Annotated in this window: 17 protein-coding genes; 6 read left to right on the plus strand and 11 right to left on the minus strand. The window is 60.6% G+C overall.

The window, feature by feature from the left end; genetic code table 11:
* Positions 1–3 precede the first annotated feature (3 nt).
* The 7 genes from GSQ93_RS25460 to GSQ93_RS25490 all read right to left on the minus strand — a co-directional run bounded on the left by GSQ93_RS25460 (position 4) and on the right by GSQ93_RS25490 (position 7,544).
* Positions 4–597, minus strand: a complete 594-nt coding sequence (locus GSQ93_RS25460) for a cupin domain-containing protein (RefSeq protein ID WP_367889781.1) — start codon at positions 595–597, stop codon at positions 4–6.
* Positions 598–856: 259 nt separating this feature from the next.
* On the minus strand, positions 857–1,675 hold the full coding sequence (locus GSQ93_RS25465; protein WP_367889782.1) for a MipA/OmpV family protein: 819 nt from the start codon (positions 1,673–1,675) through the stop codon (positions 857–859).
* A gap of 159 nt (positions 1,676–1,834) precedes the next feature.
* The gene (locus tag GSQ93_RS25470) at positions 1,835–2,416 is read right to left on the minus strand and encodes a DUF4136 domain-containing protein (RefSeq protein ID WP_158938419.1); all 582 of its coding nucleotides are present in this window, start codon (positions 2,414–2,416) and stop codon (positions 1,835–1,837) included.
* Positions 2,417–2,435: 19 nt separating this feature from the next.
* Positions 2,436–4,886: a CHASE2 domain-containing protein gene (locus GSQ93_RS25475; RefSeq protein ID WP_158938420.1), complete on the minus strand. Its 2,451-nt coding sequence runs from the start codon at positions 4,884–4,886 to the stop codon at positions 2,436–2,438.
* 9 nt (positions 4,887–4,895) lie between these two features.
* A complete protein-coding gene (locus tag GSQ93_RS25480; RefSeq protein ID WP_158938421.1) occupies positions 4,896–6,266 on the minus strand; it encodes a FecR domain-containing protein in 1,371 nt (456 codons plus the stop codon).
* A gap of 26 nt (positions 6,267–6,292) precedes the next feature.
* Complete coding sequence (locus GSQ93_RS25485; protein ID WP_158938422.1) at positions 6,293–6,991, minus strand: response regulator transcription factor; 699 nt, start codon at positions 6,989–6,991, stop codon at positions 6,293–6,295.
* Positions 6,992–7,100: 109 nt separating this feature from the next.
* A complete protein-coding gene (locus tag GSQ93_RS25490) occupies positions 7,101–7,544 on the minus strand; it encodes a hypothetical protein (RefSeq protein WP_158938423.1) in 444 nt (147 codons plus the stop codon).
* A 677-nt stretch (positions 7,545–8,221) separates the two neighbouring features.
* On the opposite strand from GSQ93_RS25490, the gene GSQ93_RS25495 reads away from it, so the two are divergent.
* The 3 genes from GSQ93_RS25495 to GSQ93_RS25505 all read left to right on the plus strand — a co-directional run bounded on the left by GSQ93_RS25495 (position 8,222) and on the right by GSQ93_RS25505 (position 11,092).
* On the plus strand, positions 8,222–9,013 hold the full coding sequence (locus GSQ93_RS25495) for a substrate-binding domain-containing protein (protein WP_158938424.1): 792 nt from the start codon (positions 8,222–8,224) through the stop codon (positions 9,011–9,013).
* 84 nt (positions 9,014–9,097) lie between these two features.
* Positions 9,098–9,703: a pyridoxamine 5'-phosphate oxidase family protein gene (locus GSQ93_RS25500; RefSeq protein ID WP_158938425.1), complete on the plus strand. Its 606-nt coding sequence runs from the start codon at positions 9,098–9,100 to the stop codon at positions 9,701–9,703.
* 162 nt (positions 9,704–9,865) lie between these two features.
* Positions 9,866–11,092: a GGDEF domain-containing protein gene (locus GSQ93_RS25505; protein WP_158938426.1), complete on the plus strand. Its 1,227-nt coding sequence runs from the start codon at positions 9,866–9,868 to the stop codon at positions 11,090–11,092.
* A 104-nt stretch (positions 11,093–11,196) separates the two neighbouring features.
* On the opposite strand, the gene GSQ93_RS25510 is transcribed toward GSQ93_RS25505, so the two are convergent.
* Genes GSQ93_RS25510 through GSQ93_RS25520 form a run of 3 tightly spaced genes read right to left on the minus strand, consistent with a single transcriptional unit; the run spans position 11,197 to position 14,109 of the window.
* Positions 11,197–11,715, minus strand: coding sequence for an ureidoglycolate lyase (locus GSQ93_RS25510; protein WP_158938427.1), 519 nt, complete (start codon positions 11,713–11,715; stop codon positions 11,197–11,199).
* 6 nt (positions 11,716–11,721) lie between these two features.
* Positions 11,722–12,732 (minus strand): allantoicase, encoded by a 1,011-nt coding sequence (alc, locus tag GSQ93_RS25515; protein WP_158938428.1) that lies wholly within the window; start codon positions 12,730–12,732, stop codon positions 11,722–11,724.
* Positions 12,733–12,780: 48 nt separating this feature from the next.
* Entirely contained in the window at positions 12,781–14,109 is a 1,329-nt protein-coding gene (locus tag GSQ93_RS25520; protein WP_158938429.1) for a C4-dicarboxylate transporter DctA, read from the minus strand.
* Positions 14,110–14,344: 235 nt separating this feature from the next.
* On the opposite strand from GSQ93_RS25520, the gene GSQ93_RS25525 reads away from it, so the two are divergent.
* Positions 14,345–15,034 (plus strand): FadR/GntR family transcriptional regulator, encoded by a 690-nt coding sequence (locus tag GSQ93_RS25525; protein ID WP_158938430.1) that lies wholly within the window; start codon positions 14,345–14,347, stop codon positions 15,032–15,034.
* A gap of 150 nt (positions 15,035–15,184) precedes the next feature.
* Here the strand turns inward: GSQ93_RS25525 and GSQ93_RS25530 are convergent, their stop codons facing one another.
* Complete coding sequence (locus GSQ93_RS25530) at positions 15,185–15,331, minus strand: hypothetical protein (RefSeq protein WP_158938431.1); 147 nt, start codon at positions 15,329–15,331, stop codon at positions 15,185–15,187.
* Here GSQ93_RS25530 and GSQ93_RS25535 point away from each other — a divergent pair.
* Positions 15,330–16,289 carry a GyrI-like domain-containing protein gene (locus GSQ93_RS25535; protein ID WP_158938432.1) on the plus strand — a complete coding sequence of 320 codons (960 nt, stop codon included), beginning with the start codon at positions 15,330–15,332 and terminating at the stop codon, positions 16,287–16,289. The genes GSQ93_RS25530 and GSQ93_RS25535 overlap by 2 nt on opposite strands.
* 241 nt (positions 16,290–16,530) lie before the next feature.
* Entirely contained in the window at positions 16,531–17,166 is a 636-nt protein-coding gene (locus GSQ93_RS25540; RefSeq protein ID WP_216857673.1) for a 2OG-Fe(II) oxygenase, read from the plus strand.
* Positions 17,167–17,193: the final 27 nt, after the last annotated feature.

The raw sequence follows: 17,193 nt of genomic DNA on the forward strand, positions 1-17,193 counted from the left end.
CGCTCAAGGATTCGGCGGCGTCACCGACAGGATGATCTCGGTTTGCTTGTCCGATTCATTCCGATATCGATGAACCAGACGACCATCGAAGGAAACACTTTCACCACCAACAACGGTGTAGTCGACACCCGCAATCTCCGCGATGAGTTCGCCCGCGACCACATAGACACACTCCGTTGAAGCGTGACCTCTGGGTTCTTCGGCGGAGGTTTGTCCGGGATCCAGCACGGCGCGCAGCACTTCCAGCTGCCCGTTACCTGCGGTGAGCCGTTCGTACGTCACCTGCCCCATGGGGGCGATGAGTCGTGCGCGATTGCCGGGCCGGCTGATCCACACAGACGGCGCCGCTGTTGCGGTAAAAAGGGACGCGACGGATTCGCCGAATACGCCAGCGAGTCGCCGCATGGTTTCCAGGCTGGGATCAGTCACAGATCGTTCGACCTGGCTCAATAACGTTGCGGATACACCTGCCTGACTTGCCAGGTCCCGCAACGACAAACCGTGCGCGGTTCGCAATTCCTTCAGTCTCTCGCCAATCACGATGTAGCCACCCGCTTGTAAAGTCTCAATTGACAAAAATAAGTATATGGAGCGCACCGCAGACGGTCAAGCGGGCAGCAAATCGCCTTGGCAAGGCTCACCGAATACCTCGACAAGCCAACCCACAGGGGAATGTACAGCGTTCAGTATCTTACGGAGCGGCGAGCGAGCAGCGCTAGAAAGTGCGATGGAGCAACATTGTATGTGCAGTATTTCTTCACAGCGAGCTTAGGCGAGCGCTCCATATCTTGCCGGGCACGAGCGCCTAGGCGTGGCGCGAAGTCCAGACCGAACCACGACAACCTCAATCGCTAAATCACTTGAACCGATAATTCACCGCAGCAAGAAAATTCAACTCCGTTCGTTGCTCGGTGATGGGGCTATGGCCCGCGTTGTGCTCCAACCGGCCGGCCGTAAGCGAGACCGACCCTACCCATTTTTTCGAAAAATCGTAGCTGACGTAAGTGTTGAGATGAACGTCCCGGATGCCCGAACTCGTGTCATAGGCCGGCAAACCAGAAGCAGCACTTTGACTGGCGGAAATGCCGAACAACGTACGGTTATAGACGGCATTGGCCCACGTCACGCCCGGCCCAACCGACACCAGCAGCTTCGACGTAAGCGGCATATTCGCCACCAGATCCCCACTGACGAGCAGCCCCTGCCCCGTCCCCGCGATGTCCTGATAAGCCGCGACGGAACCCGTCAACAGCGACACCGAATAATCCGCAAACACTTTCAGCTTGGGCCCGTAATGCACATTACCCAGGCCGTGAAGACGCGGATCGTCGGATTCATTACGCGATTGAAAATCGAAGCTGATTGCCGTCCCGAAGTGATAAGCCGGGCCTTTCAGCAGGTTGATGCCGAGTACATCGAGACCTTGCGAGTAGATCCGGTCATCGTAGGAAATATCGAGCGATGGCAGCGGCAGCACCTGGAACGCGCGGGAACCGGGGTATTTCGGTGACACCATCAACGCAGGGCCGATCGAGATCTTCCACAGACCGGCGGCGTTGGTATCGGCGGTGGCATTGGTATCGGGGGTCACGCTCTGCTCGTCGGCGAATGCGTTCGTCAGCCACACGCAAGTGAACGAGACTACGGTGCAACGGCAAAAATTGGCAAACTTCACTGCGGGTTCCCTGGCATGTCGAGTCCTTCGGGCTCGTGTGGACTGAACGTCATCAGCGGCTTGGGCGTGGTCGCCTGCAATGCTCGCCGCTTCGTTCAGGCGCAAGAATACGCCAATCTCCGCGCGCCAATATCGCGCATGCTGATCTTCCGCTAGCCGCTAATCACAGTGCGCGATCTCGCGTCGCTCGGCATTGTGCATGGGAAAGTCCGCGAACGCACAATTCATGAGGCTGTGAAGCGCCGCGCCGCCGGCGGGATCGCGATCCGTGCGGGTCACGCTCACCTGGTAACTCAGCGCTCCGCTCGACCGATCGACAAACTGGATAGTCAGCGCATGAACGTAACGCTTGCGACCGAACCATTCCTTCTGGGGCGCGACGTCGTCGCATGCGCTTTCGGGTGCGCCGGTGCACTCTGCGTGCACGCGCACGGCTTGCGGACGCGTTGCATAACCCAGCTTGACGAGATAATCCGCGCTGGCCGGAGGCGCCTGCCGCAAGCCCTTAGCGGTCAGTGCTTCATCAAGCCAGCGAGCGGTCGCGACGTAATCAGCGGCAGCGGCTGTGCCGTCGCCCCGAGGCTCGACGCTTGACGATTGCAACGCGTAGGTCTTGACGCTCTTCGTCGCGAAATCTCCGCTCGACGCACTGTAAGCGCTGATCCTCACTGGCGGCTCGCCGGCGCACCCGCCCAGGAGCGCGAGAAGGAAAATGGCGCTTGCGATCGATCGTATGTTCACTTCGTTCCCCAAAAAACGTTCATTGCTTCTGCGCAGCGGGTTCTTCGCCGCTTGTTTCGCGCGGTTCGATTTGCTGTGAGCGCAAGGTGATCGTCACTGTGGTTCCTTGGTCCGGCGCGCTTCGAATTGCTATCTCCCCGGCGTGGCGGCTGATCACCGTTTTCACGAACGCCATCCCGAGGCCGGTTCCATCGCTCGGCGGCTGGCCATCGAGATGAAAGCGCCGGAAGCGTTCGAACAAATGCGCCTGCTGCTCAAGCGCAATACCGTAGCCCGCGTCCCGCACCACGCACACAATCGCGCCCGGCCTCTCCGTGACGATACAGTCGACGCGCGTACCCGACGGGCTGTATTTCACCGCGTTGCTAAGCAGGTTGATGAGCGCGCGCGTCATCAGCGACCGGTCCGCCAACACCCAGAAGGCCTGGCCTTCGCTATCGCAACGCACCTCGATGTCCTTCGCGTTCGCGAGCGGCCAGATTTCATCGCTGGCGTCGATCGCAAGCTCATGCAGATTCAGCAGTTCAAGGCTGTAATGCTGCGACTCGGCGCGGGCGAGCTGCACGAAGTCATCGGCTAATGCGAGCGTGCGGCGCGCATAACGTTCCACGCGTTCCATCAGGTCCATCGCCGACTTCGAGTCGATGTGCGGCCGCTCGGTGTCGAGCATCGCGAGAATGGACGCCTGCGGTGAGCGCATGTCGTGCGACAGCAGATGCAGCATGTCGTCACGCTGGCGCTCGGAAGCGTGCAGCGCGGTGATATCGACCCAGCTCGCAATCCACCCGAGCGATTCGCCCGTGCTGGTCGTGCACGGCGCATATCGCAACATGTGATCGCGGCCATGACGATCACGCACTTCAATGCCATGCATCATCACGGCCGTGTGACGCTCGACGCGCGGGTCGAGCATCGACGGCCATTGCATGCCGCTGGGCAGCGCGCCGCTGCTGTCTTCATCGACCAGACGCACGAAATGGAACTCACCGAAGAGCTGCATGATCGACAGGTCGGAGAACTGCAAGGGACCAAAATGCAGCCGCGCCGGATCATTGACCATCAGGATGCGGCCATTGGGATCGCAGACCATGATCGGCTCCGGCAAGCTGTTCAGGCTGTCCCAGATGAACTGCCGCATATTGCGCTGGCGCTGCACGGCCTGGCGCGTGAGTGCGATCAGACGTTCGAGTACGTCGCCCGCCGTGCCATGGGGTTTCGGTTGGGGACCCGGCAGCAGATTCGGCTCGGCGGCCAGCAGACGCAGTTCCTGTCCGAGATACGACATCGCGACTTCGAGACGCCGCCAGCTCCACAGCAAATAGATCAGCGCCAGTCCGCCGAGCGCCGGCACCGGCGAGAGCCAGCGCGAGCGCAAATACATCAGGCAGGCGCTCGCCATCAAGCTGGCGAAGGCCAGCGCGATCGTAAGCATAAGCGACTGCAACGGCGATACCACCAGCAGGGCCGCAAGCAGGATGCCGACCGGCACGAGGCTCGCCCAACCGGCCGCCTTGTTTCCAATCGGTTCGATGGCGCGGCCGTCGAACAACGCATCGAGGATGGTCGCGTAGATATCGACACCGGGCAGCTCGCCCACTTCCCCCGATATCGGCGTGGCGAAGCGGTCGCGCAGGCCGGCCGCCGTGGCGCCGACCAGCACGATCTTGCCTGCGAAGAACTCCGGCGGGACCGCTCCCTGCATCGCGGCCGCGAACGACACCCGTGGATAATCCAGCGACGCGCGCGAGAACGGAATCATCATCCGATGCGCGCGCTTCAGATCGCCCGCGACCGCCGGTCCGGACGCTGCAAACCCGGCATCTGCAGCAGCTCGTTTAATCCCGGGCAGTGCTGCATCCGGCCCGCGCAACGCCTGATACACCGGCACCGTAATGCTCGGCCACCACGCCTTGCCGCCACCTTCGAACAGCGAGACGCTGCGCACGATACCGTCGTGATTCACTTCCAGATCGATATGGCCTACGCCCGCCGCCGCCGCGCGCAGCACCGGGACGGGTTCGACCACGGCGGGCTCGTTCTGGTTGACCGGCAGCCGGTCAACGAGCAACGGCAGATAGGTCGGCACATGCTTCATGGCCTCGGCGAAAGGGGCATCGCCGGGAGACGGTTCAGTGAACAGCACGTCGTACGCGACGCTCGCGGGTTTCGCCTTCGCAAGTTGCGTCAGCAGCGCCGCGTGGGTCTCGCGCGGCCACGGCCAGCGCCCGAGTTCCGCAATGCTCTCGTCATCGATCGCCACAACGACAATGCCGCTCGACGGACGGCTCGCCGCGTGCAACAACAACTGATCGTAGAAGAGGAAACTGGCGCGTTCCGTCAGCGGACTCACCACGCCGAAGAGCACTGCAGCCACGCCTACCACGCCAATCAGCGTCCATTCCAGGAAGAAGCGCTTGCCGATCGACGGACCCGGCCAGCGCCGGTTATGGAAGGAGAAGCGCCATGGCATGGATAGCGCCTACCGTGTTTGAGTGAACGACCGGATTTCGCTCGGGATCGACAGGAGCCGGCCGTTCTCGAAGGTATCGACAACAATCGTCCAGTAGTACTTTCCGGGGCTCAGATGCGCCACCGACATCTCGCCGCCCGACACGTCGAGCAGGTCGATCAACGGCGCGCTCAGGTCCGCATGATCCGACAGGATGAACCGATACCGCGCGCCCAACGCGCCGCCATCGACATGCCAGCGGAATGCGTAGCCATTCCCTTCGATAGGCGTGGCCGCCGCGTTGGTGGTATCGAGATGACGGCTGAACGTGAACACTTGCGGCAGACCGTCAATGCCGTGCGTGTCCGTGGCCGAGACGCGCACGAAATAGTTGCCGTCGGGAAGGTTGTCGAACGCCGCGTGCAGGCCTGTCGTGCGCTGGTCGCGAAGCAGGTCGAGGAAATCGGCATCGGTCGCGATCTCGGTACGGTATGCACCCGCGCCCTCGACTGGTGTCAGGTCAAAGCTTACTTGCGAGGCGCGCTGCAACTTGCCCGGATCGACGATATCCGGCGGATCGAGCAGCCGCACCGACGCGCCCGCGGCATTGCCCGTGCGCGTCAGGTTCCCGTAACCGGCCAGCACGAGCGTCTGCGCGCCGCCCTGGACTGGGAGCGGCGCGGACGTGCCATTAACCGCTCCGTCAGCCCCTGCCCCATCCACGCCGATCTTGCCCGCCAGCACCTCGACGCTGGTCGCATCTTCCGCCGCCAGGTAATTCACCCGGAAACGCGTGCCGCGCACGCCTGCCACCACCGACGGCGTGATGACCCGGAACGAATCGCGCGGGTTCTTGAACGGCGTGACATCGGTCGTCACCTCGCCTTGCTTCAGGTCGAACTGGCGATCGACCGCGCCCGTCAGCAGCGTGGTCCGCATGCGTCCGATCTGGATCCGGCTGCTTGACGGCAGCACGACATGCGAGCCGTCAGGTAGCAGCATGGAAACAAACGCGTCGCGGCCGGTGCTGATTTCATCGCCTTCCATGAGCAGCGTTCCCGCACTCACCGGCATGGCTGGCGCGCCCGCTGTGCCGAACTTGTCGACGCTACCGCGCACCGCCACCACCCGGGCCGTCAGCAACGTCTGCCTGAGCCGCGCGGTGGGCATGGAAAGGTGGGCATTGACCTGCAGGTGCCGCGGATTCGCAACGTGATTGATGTCGCGCAACAGCCGCCAGTCGGCGGGACTCTGCATATAGCGGTCGGCGAGTGTATAGAGCGAATCGTTCGCGCGCACCACATAGGGCGTCATGTCCTGCGGCGGAGCGCGTTTGGCGTAGACCGGCTGGATCGAGCACGCAATGGCGATGGCACCGGCTACCGCCATTGAAACGTTCACACCGCGCGCTTTTTTATAGAACCCGTTCACGGCGAATCATTCCCCACTTTTTCCAGCCGATAGCCGTAGCTATAGATGGGTGTTATGCGGTAGCCGTTTTGCGGTCGCAACACCAGCTTGGAGCGAATCTGCGAGACATGGGTATCGATTGTGCGCGACGGGATATCCACATCCTGCCGCCACACCGATTCGCGGATGTGAGAGCGTGACAACGGCCGCGACAGGTTGCGAAAGAGCAGCAGCGCAAGCTCGAATTCCTTCTGCGTCAGGGCGGCCAGAGCGTCGCTGACCCGTGCGGTCTGGGTAGTCAGATCGAATCGATAAATGCCGTAGGTTTCCTCGGTCACCTCGTTCTGATGCATGTAGATCCGCCGCAACAAGGCTTCCACCCGGGCAAGCAGCACAGGACGCGAGACCGGCTTGAGGATGTAGTCGTCGGCGCCGGCATTAAGCATCTGCACGATGTCGCTTTCAACACTGCGGCTCGTCAGGAAGAGGACCGGCAGGTTCGTGGTGAGGTTTTGCCGGACCCATTTCAGCACGACGTCACCCGGCATTTCGGGCATGTTCCAGTCGAGCAGCAGCAGATCGTACGGCTGACGCCTCAGCTCATGGATCAGGCTCTTGCCCTCGGTGAAAACCTGGCAGAGGTGCCCGGCCGCCGTCAGTGTCTGAGCCACGAACGCCGTCTGGCTCAGGTCGTCGTCCAGCACGCAAATCCGCATTGCCTGATATCCCGTTAAATAGTCAAAACGGCCTTGTCATTTATTTTGCTTGGGCGCCGAATGCCGTGGCAGATTATTTTGCATTTTTATCATACTTTTTTATGCGAAATCAGCGCATTTGAATCAGCATCCGGTCAAAGCTTTTCATGACGTGATCCCACGCCGCATCTGAGTAATCCTCACGTGCCCGCGCGCACATGCACGCAAAAGCCATCAATCGCCGCGCCGTCTGTTCGCAATAAGTCAGCGGCATGGGAGCGGCTTCATCTTCCTGAAGTCCTGCTTGAAATCCTGCTTGAAGTCCCGCTTGAATTCCTGGAAACCGATTCTGAACGCGGTCTACCGAACGGTTTAACTTTTCCAGTCGTGCTCGCAGAATATCCGCCAGCCACGGTAACTCGGCCGCGCACGAATCGGCATACGCCTCGATTGCCGCGCGAGCATGCGAATCCGACGCGAGATCCAGCGTCACAAAACGCAAGCTGTCGGCCGACTGATCTGGCCGGATTGTCGACTTCCACGCAAGCGGGCCGCCCCTGGATTTATTCAACATTCAAAGCACCCTGCTCTAGTGACACGCCACGAGATCGCTTAAAAGCGATTGCACCGCGACGTCCTGCGTATGGCTCAGACCGGAATCCCTCAGCGTCAATAAACGGTTGCGCCAATAGTTCGCTTGAAAAATTGCGCCATCGGCTCCCATCGCGAGACAACGAGACATGATTGCTTCAATATGGACTATTTCCGCGTCGATTATTATCGACGCACGATTTCCTTGGTATGGCGTTTTGATATTCACTTGATATCCCCGAAAACTGACGTCTTGTGCGTGGCGAACCCGCCTCTCAGCGCTGAGTAATTCGATTCGCCTTCATGGGTTTTCATCCCTCGGCGCGTGGCGCCGGGCACGTTTTTCCCCACTAATATTATTGACCGAAGGACAAACCAAAAATGTCTTTCGATGACGCACTCTAACGCCAATCACTGCGCTATTTGACGCACTTTTCAGTATTTGACAGTTCAACGGGAAAGCCCCGGCGTGCATGTCGAGGGCGTCGAAAGTAAAACGTTTGCTTTCGCGGTAAGTTAATCGTCAGGCTAAGTCGGAAGCCGTTTGCGCGTCCTCCTGCGCGGAATAACCCGGGGTGTCCCCTAACGACCATTACCTTCGATGCGTTTAAACTGCGTCGGCGCAAACGGTATCGACTCATCCACTCTTTACGGTCATCCATGAAATCGTTCTTGCTGAAGCTTTCCGCATTCGCGTTCATTGGCGGCGTTGCAGCCGCGACCATCGCGACCACTGTTAATGCCGCCGAATTGCATGTCATGAGCTCGGGCGGATTCACGGCGTCGTACAAAATCCTCGGGCCAAAATTCGCCGCGGCAAGCGGCAATACCCTAGACACTGCCCTTGGGCCGTCCATGGGCAAAGCGCCCGAAGCGATCCCGAACCGGCTGGCCCGGGGCGAACCGGCGGACGTGGTGATCATGGTCGGCTACGCGCTCGACGACCTCATCAAACAAGGCAAGGTAATTCCGGGCTCACGCGTGGAACTCGCCGATTCGGCCATCGGCATGGTCGTGCGCGCTGACGCGCCGAAGCCGGACATAAGCACGGTTGCAGCGTTGAAGGAGACGCTGCTGCACGCGAAGTCGGTCGCCTATTCCGACAGCGCGAGCGGCGTGTACATACAGAACGAGTTGTTCAAGCGCTTGGGGATTGAGGACCAGATCCGGCCGAAGGCGACCATGGTGCCGAAGATTCCGGTGGCGTCGGTGGTAGCCAATGGCGACTACGAACTCGGCTTCCAGCAAGTGAGTGAACTGCTGCCCGTGCCGGGCATAACGTTCGTTGGCAAGATCCCCGCGTCCGTGCAATCGATTACGCGATTTGCGGCCGGCATTCCCGTGGGCTCGCAACATCCGGCCGAAGCAAGGGCTCTGCTTGTGTATCTCGCTTCGCCGGAAGCGGCGCCCGTCGTCACGCAAACAGGCCTCGATCCAGTCGCGCCGCATTAGTCACGTCAGGTCACGTTACGTCACGATACGTTCAGCCGGGCCTGCTAATGTATAGGCTGAACCCCGGTCATTGAAGGAGCGAGCATGTTGACGAGCGTCGAGCAACTGGAAGATATCTACGGCAAGCCGAACGAGCGTTCGGTGCGCAAGGAGATTTCGTTCATCAGCGACGACTACGCGGCGTTTATCCTTGCGTCACCGTTCGTGATGCTGGCATCGGCGGGAGAAGACGGGCTCGACTGCTCGCCCAAGGGCGATGCAATGGGCTTCGTCCGGATCCTCGATGCCCATACGCTGGCCATTCCCGACCGCCCGGGTAATAACCGCATCGATACGCTCAGGAACCTCGTGCACGACCCGCGCGTGGCCTTGCTGTTTCTCGTGCCGGGCGTGGGAGAAATGATGCGGGTGAATGGCCGTGCATCGATTGCTGACGATCGCGAGCTGCTGGACTCCTTCAGCGTCAACGGGAAGCCGCCGCGCACAGTGATCCTCGTGCATGTGGAGTCCGTGTATTTCCATTGTTCGAAGGCGGTCGTGAGATCGGACTTGTGGAACGGGGAGAAATACGTGGACCGCTCGCGCTTGCCCTCGGCCGGCGACCTGCTCAAAAGCGTAAGCGACGCCACTTTTGATAGCGACGCCTACGATCGTGCACTGCCCGGACGGCTCAAGACCGACTTGTACTAGGCAGTCAGGCCGATTTGGCGCACGTGTGGTTGCGTGACACGATAGCGACGCTGGCCTCGATATAAGCTCGACATTGCATTTGCCCAGACGCCGGCGCATGGGGCGCGACATAAAAAATGACTTATCATGTTGCCCCAACCGCGACATCAGACATGGCGAGCGATGGCAGAACCAACCGAAATTCCACGCTTCGACGCAGACACGAATTTCAAGCTTGACCGTCTATGGTCCGAGTTTGAAGACGCGTCAGTGGAAAAAGAGTTTCAGCGCCATCACCGGATCGCAAACCATACCTCCCTGATGCGGACGCTCGTCTTCTGCACCTTGTTTTACGTCGCTTTCGCGATTACAGACATAGCCGCCCTGGGTTATTCCCGCACGACCTTCGTGCTTTTCCTGGCGCGCTGCTGCGTTGCGTTGACGGGCGTAATCAGTCTTCGCATCGTAAGCTTTCCGAAGGTTTCCCTCGCCGCCGTCCGGGCAGCCGCGAGTGCGTTCGAAGTGGTCGGCTTCAGTTCCTTCATGTTGATCACCTGGCTTCGTCCCAACGGCATGGCGGCGCACTGCATGTCCATGTGCATCCTGTTGATCGTGGTGTACAACTTCATTCAGAACAAGCTGCTCTGGGCTTTGCTTATATCTCTGGCCGCGACCATCGCGTTTATCGCGATTTGCGCGGCATCGAAGACGCTTGACTCGTCGTCGTTGCTGACGTCGTCGATGCTTCTGGCCTTCACCAACGTGCTCGGTTATGTCACCGCCCGCCGCCATAATCGCCTCGTCCGCGATGAATTCTGCCAGCACGCCTTGTTGCGCAACCTCTCTGTGCGCGACTATCTCACCGGCTGCTTCAACCGGCGGTACCTGACCGACGTGTTGTTCGACGCCGAACTCCAGCGTACCCGCCGATACAAGCTCAAGCTCGCGGTGATCTTGTGCGACATCGACTACTTCAAGCAGATCAACGACACCTACGGGCACCCCGCGGGCGACGCAGTCTTGCGTACCTTCGCTGCCATGCTTCTTGCGCACACGCGGCACCGGGTCGACAGCGTGGTTCGCTACGGCGGCGAAGAGTTCCTGTTGCTGCTTCCGCAAACGGATCTGGCCGGCGCGACGGTGCTCGCCGAGCGCATGCGCCAATCGTTCGAGCTGACGACCACGCGTGCGTGGGATGGCCGCGAGGTGCGTTCCACTGCGAGTTTCGGTGTAGTCGCCGTGAATTGCGCGGGCGAATCAGGTCTTGTGACCGAGGAAAGCCTGGTGGGTGCCGCCGATGCGCAGTTGTATCGCGCGAAGAACGCCGGGCGCAATCGGGTGTGCGCCAGCGCGGCGCCGGGCGTTTTGGATGCGCCGGATCTGGGCGTATTCGCCGTCACGCAGCGCTAGGTTTCGATGCGCTGCGCTTATCGGTTCGCGGACACCAGCAGCATCATGATTTGAAGCCGGGCCTTGATGCGCGAACAAAAGCAGCAAGGCCCGATTACGAGCTTTCAGGCGGTTGACGAAAAAACGAGATCGCCTTCTATCAGTCGAATATTTTCCAATAGATAGGTTTCCTCACAATTTTCCTCTTTCCCGCCACGATCGATCACGATAAAGTCCGCCGCCGCATCCAGCACAATCAGCGGATGATGCCAGACGCCCCGCGCATAATTCACGCCCTGCCAGCCGCGTGTGAAAAATGCCCTTAGTTTCGATGCATCGAATTCACCTGCCGGCGCGACCACAACGAGATACGACACCACGCCGAGCGGCAGGAACGCCTGACTTCCCAGCGGGTGACGTTCCATCATCGAGACCTCGACCGGTTGCGTACGCGGCTGCCCTCGGAACACGTTAATGAGCGGCCGGCCTCCCTCGTCCGCGCCAACATCCACGCGCGCCAGATCGTGAAAACGCTCGGTCGTACCGCCATTGATTGGAAAATGCTGCGCGCTGTCCAGTTCGATGACATCGCCGAACGGCTTGAACGCCGCGCGCGTCAGCGGTTCGAGCGTAAGCGTGTTCATGTCTTCTTACTCGATCGCACCGAACAGGCGCAAGCGCGACACGCCACCGTCCGGGAACATGTTGAAGCGAACGTGCGTGACGGGTCCAAGCGCGGCCACTTCACTTTCGAATCGATGGATATTGTCCGCTGAGAGCTTCTGTTGCGGCAGCAACACCGGCCAGAACATGGCCTGGGTGACAAGCGATTCGTCCGTGCCGCCGGTCACGCGTGCTGCCTGCAGCGAACAGCCATCGGGGAAATTGCCCTTGAAGTGGGCCGTATCGACTTCGATCGCGTGGATCACGCCGGGATGCGCCAGCGCGACGATCGCCCAGTCATTGCCAGGCTCACGGCGGCGCCGCGTTTCCCAGCCGTCGCCCATGTCGACACCGCGCCCGGGCATCAGCATCTGCGATGCGGGCCCGAAATGCTGGTTGTTCGCCGCCACCAGATAAGCGCCATTTTCAATGGCCGCCAGATCGACTCGCGTTCCGCGCTCCACGCGCGTCCAGTCCACTTTCGGCTGACCATATACCCGCAAACGCGCGATGCCGCCGTCCGGGTAGATATTCACGCGCAGGTGCGTGTAGGCGCGAGCATCGGCAATGGGGAGATAGTGATGCTGGTTGCCCTGTAGCGTGGTCGCCGGCACGATCTCGCGCCAGTCGGCGTCGTCCTGCGGCGCGGCGCTGTCGCTCATGCAGGCATCGATTGAAGCTGCTGGCGGAAAGTTGCCAGTGAAGTGGCTCGTGTCCAGGTCGATGCCGTGAATGGTGCCCGGCCGCGCCAGTTTGACGATGCAGAAATCGTAGCCGGTAGTGCGCTTGCGGCGCGTTTCCCAGCCGTCCATCCACTTGCCGTTGTCGTCGTACTTGCCCGGGATGAAAACCGCTGGCTGCGGGTCGAGCATCCGCTCCTTGGGCGCGAAGAATTCATCGCTGGCGAAAAGCGCCGTGGCGCCGAGACGCGGATCGGCGAGGTTCATGAAGCGGCGGGTAAACGCCGGAGCGTTAGGGTCGAGAACGGGACTAGCCATGAAGTGAGTTCCTTTAAAACGAGTTAGAAGGCGATGAGCACGCCGCGCTCAGACAGCATGCGCGGGTTCGTGGGCATGGCCATGGCTTGCACCGGCATGATCGGCCGGGACGAAAAGCAGTTCGGCATCCTGATTGAGTACACGTGTGGCGCGGACGCGGTCGATATCTTTCTCCCACACGGCCACGACCACCGTCGCGACACAGTTACCGATCAGGTTGGTGACAGCGCGCGCAATACCGACGAACCAGTCCACCGGCAGGATCAGCACGAGGCCGAGCACGGGGATGGCCGGAATCGCGGAAAGCGTAGCGGCAAGGATCACGATAGCTGAACCGGGAATGCCATGCGCGCCCTTCGACGTCACCAGCGACACCAGCACGACCACGATCAAGTCGTGAATCGACAGCGGCGTATTGGTCGCCTGCGCGATGAAGATAACGGCGAGCGTGAGATAGATCGAGAACCCATCGAGGTTGAACGAATAGCCGGTCGGGATCACGAGGCCGACGGTGGAGTCCTTCACGCCCATCCATTCGAGCTTGCGCATGATCTGCGGCAGCACGGCGTCCGACGAAGCGGTGCCAAGCACGATCAGCAGTTCCTCACGCAGATAGCGCACGAGCTTGAAGATGCTGAAGCCGGTAAGCCGCATCACCACGCCGAGCACGACGAAGACGAACAGGAAACAACTGGCGTAGAACACGACTACCAGCATGCCGAGTTGCTTCAGCGACTCAACGCCATAGGTCCCGGTCGTGAATGCAATTGCACCGAGCACGCCGAGCGGCGCGAGCTTGATGATGAAACCCATGATGCGAAAAAACACGTGCGACAGTTCATCGATAAGACCTGTCACGCGCTGCGCCTTCTCGCCAAGCAACGAGAGCGCCGCACCGAACAGCACGGAGAACACGAGTACCTGGAGGATGTCGCCCTTCGCGAAGGCGTCGGTGGCGGTATCCGGAATGATCTTGAGCAGGAAGCCGGCCGTGTCTTTCAGGCTTTTCGCGTGTTCGGTGTAGGTGGCGAGCGAACCGGCGTCGAGCGTATGCAAGTCGATATTCATGCCTGCGCCCGGGCGGGTCGCATACGCGAGCAAGGCGCCGATCACGAGCGCGAGCGTGGTCATCGCCTCGAAGTAGATCACTGACTTCAGCCCGACGCGGCCGACTTTCTTCAAGTTGCCTGCGCTTGCCATGCCCGAGACGACCACGCAGAACACGATCGGTCCGATCACCATCTTGATGAGCTTGAGGAAACCATCGCCGAGCGGTCTCAGCGATTGCGCGAAATGGGGAAACACCGCGCCGATCACAATGCCCGCGACCAGCGCGATCACGACCCGCCCAAACAGGGAATTAAGAAATCTCAACACAGTGGTTCTCCTCGGTGTCGCACGGCACGGGATGATGACCATGCTAACTGTTCAGACTGGTCCGACCAGTTGCTGATGAGGAATATTAGAAAGCCGATATAGTGGAGTCAAGATCCGTTTGATACGGTTTACCCGGGTTTTTTGGTGTTATTCGTCAGAGAAATCGTGATGAAGCAGACGCTTGGCGGTGTCGCGCCTACAATGGCGGTCAGACCGCGCCACTCTTAATCGTCCTATGAAAAATCTTCCGCATACCGTGACCGATGCCGCCATCGCGACTATTCGAGAGCGCATCGAGACGAGTGTTTATCCGGTGGGAAGTCTGCTTCCGGCGCAGCGGCAGTTGTCCGAAGAACTGGCAATCAGCCGTGCCTCACTGCGTGAAGCGTTGTCCACGCTCGAAGCGCTCGGGATGCTGAATATTCGTCCCGGCAAGGGCGTGTATGTGAACAGCGCCGAGGCGGCCGGCGCACACGCGTGGCGTTTCGCCGATCAGGCGTCGCTGCCCGATACCTACCAGATGCGCTTCGCGCTCGAGGGTTTTGTCGCGCGGTTGGCTGCGCCGGCTATTGGCGATGCGGATATCGTCTGGCTGCAGGACAACCTCGACTCGCTGCAAAGCGCGTTGACCTGCGCCGAACTCGACGAAGCGGCGCAACTCGACTTCGCGTTCCATATGCGGATCGTGAGCCTCGCGGGTAATACGGCCATTGAATCGATCCTGCGCGGCAGCGCCGACATCATGAAAGAGAGCCAGCGTTTGCCGTTTTATCGGCGGGAACTGGTGCTGTCGACGTACCACGAACATCTGGCTATTGTCGAAGCATTGAAGGCGCGCGATAGCGAACACGCCGGGCGTGCAATCGAGGCGCATATCGTGAACGCGGCGCAGCGGGCCGGCGTACATTTTCCGATTCCGGTTTAGGCTGGCGCAACGTACTCACGCGGCGAAGCGTTGAAGTGAAACCATCGCGCAGGTTATTCACCGTTTATGTTGAGAACCCTGTGGATAACGTGTCTGGCGGTGATCTAAGCGCTTGATGTGATTCGAATTTGAGGCGGTGACTCGGTTTGGTCAGCGGCGCGGCGGCTGCAGAAAATCCCGCTCGGTCCTGACCTCGACAACGGGAATCACCAGCCCCGTGGTGCCCGACCCGGTGACCTGCATCGAGCACGATGGGACACTTGCCGCGCGGGCATCGCCTTCTACAATGGTGTCCATGCCGCCGCCTATTTCCAGACCGACATCCAATCGCCACGCCGAGTTGATTGCCCGTGCGCTGGCTCATGCAGAGCGCCATCTCGACGAGCCGCTGACCGCCGACACGCTCGCCGATTGCGCCGCCATGTCGCGTCATCATTTTCATCGGGTGTTCCGCGCCCATACGGGCTGCACCGTGGCGAACTACGTGACCTTGCTGCGGCTTCGACGCGCCTGCGCGCTGCTGGTCAGCGGCCACGAGCCGGTATCGGATATTGCATTGACGGTGGGCTACGAGTCCGCGCAGGCACTCGCTAAAGCCATGCGCCGTGATCTCGACACCACGCCAACGGCTGTGCGTCGAGGCGATGTCGATGGCGACGTCTCCGCGTGGAAAGACATCTTTTCGCGCTGTCACGAACCCGATTTTTCCTCTGTTTTTAAAGGAGCCGATGCTATGCAAGTCTCTCGAATCACCCATTTGCCCGAGGGCATCGTCGCCCTGACTGCCACAGGGCGCGGCATGGTCGACAACAACATGATGCGCGCAGCGCAACAGGCGTTTGGCGAGTTGATGCAGGTGGTGAATGGCGCGAGCCTTCGCGATCAAGTGTCGAGTTATATGAGCGTGGTTCCTGACGACCCCAAAGGTCCTGATGATCCACAGTGCCGTTTTATCGCAGGGCTGGTGTTCGGTTATTCGATGGCTACAGGCAGCGGGCAGTGCCAGCAACCGGACGGCCTGCCGCTTTCCGGCACGCTGAACTGGCAACCGATCGCGAGCGGCCGTTACGCGGTGTTCACCCACGTTGGTCCTTATACGACGCTGCATCGCACGTGGAAGGCGGCGTATCGGGACTGGCTGCCGTCCTCGGGCGAACAGCTTCGTGACGAACCACCGCTGGAGGTCAACCTGAACCGGCCCCAAGTCACGCCTCCGGAAGAACTCCGAACAGAAGTGTGGTTGCCCTTAATGTAGCTGTGACGAACAGCTTTCGCTCGCGCCGATGAACCTATCGAGGCGTTCAACGGCGCGGCGCCGGTAAACCGGGCTAGAGAACCGCGCGCTCCCGTCACGGGACCAGTAAGCCGCCGGTGTTAATATCTGCCGCTCAGATTAAAGCCCCACCCCGCACATATCCGATCCCCGCTGTCCCAAGGCCTGGGCTCGGACGGCCACCCGAATTTCCACCCAGCACCTTCGTTCGAAGGAACCCGCAGTGATCCGATCGCAACCGCCGGCGCATTCCGATGCGTCCGGAGATGACCTGCATCGTCATATTGTCGATGCCGTTCATGAGCATGGCTGGTCGGAGCAGGATATTTTCTTGCCGCCGGATCTGACCCTCGCGCTGGCGCTGGAATGCGCGGCGCTCGCGGCGTCCGGTGAGCTCACCCTGGCGCGTGTCAGCCAGGGCGCAGCGCGATCGCTGCAGCCTGACGTGCGCGGCGACCAGATCAAGTGGCTGGAGGCGGGTCAGTCGGAGGCGTGCGACCGTTATCTCGCGATCATGGAAACACTGCGCGTTGCGTTGAATCGCGGGCTGTTCCTGGGCCTCGATGAATACGAAAGCCATTTTGCGTTCTACGCACCGGGCGCCTCATACATGCAGCACCGCGACCGGTTTCGCCACGACGACAGCCGGACCGTGTCCGTGATCGTCTACCTGAATGCGGACTGGCTGCCCGAGCACGGCGGTGCTTTAAGGCTGCATCCGGAAGGTTTGAGCACGCGGGATATCGCGCCGGTCGGCAGCCGGATCGCGGTGTTTTTATCCGCCGACATGCTGCATGAAGTATTGCCCGCGACACGCGACCGCTTGTCGCTCACGGGGTGGTTCAAACGCCGCGCTTGACGCACGCTGCTCGACGACCTGCAGACC

The sequence above is a fragment of the Burkholderia sp. S171 genome (genome assembly GCF_009766085.1).
Classification (GTDB): Bacteria; Pseudomonadota; Gammaproteobacteria; order Burkholderiales; family Burkholderiaceae; genus Caballeronia.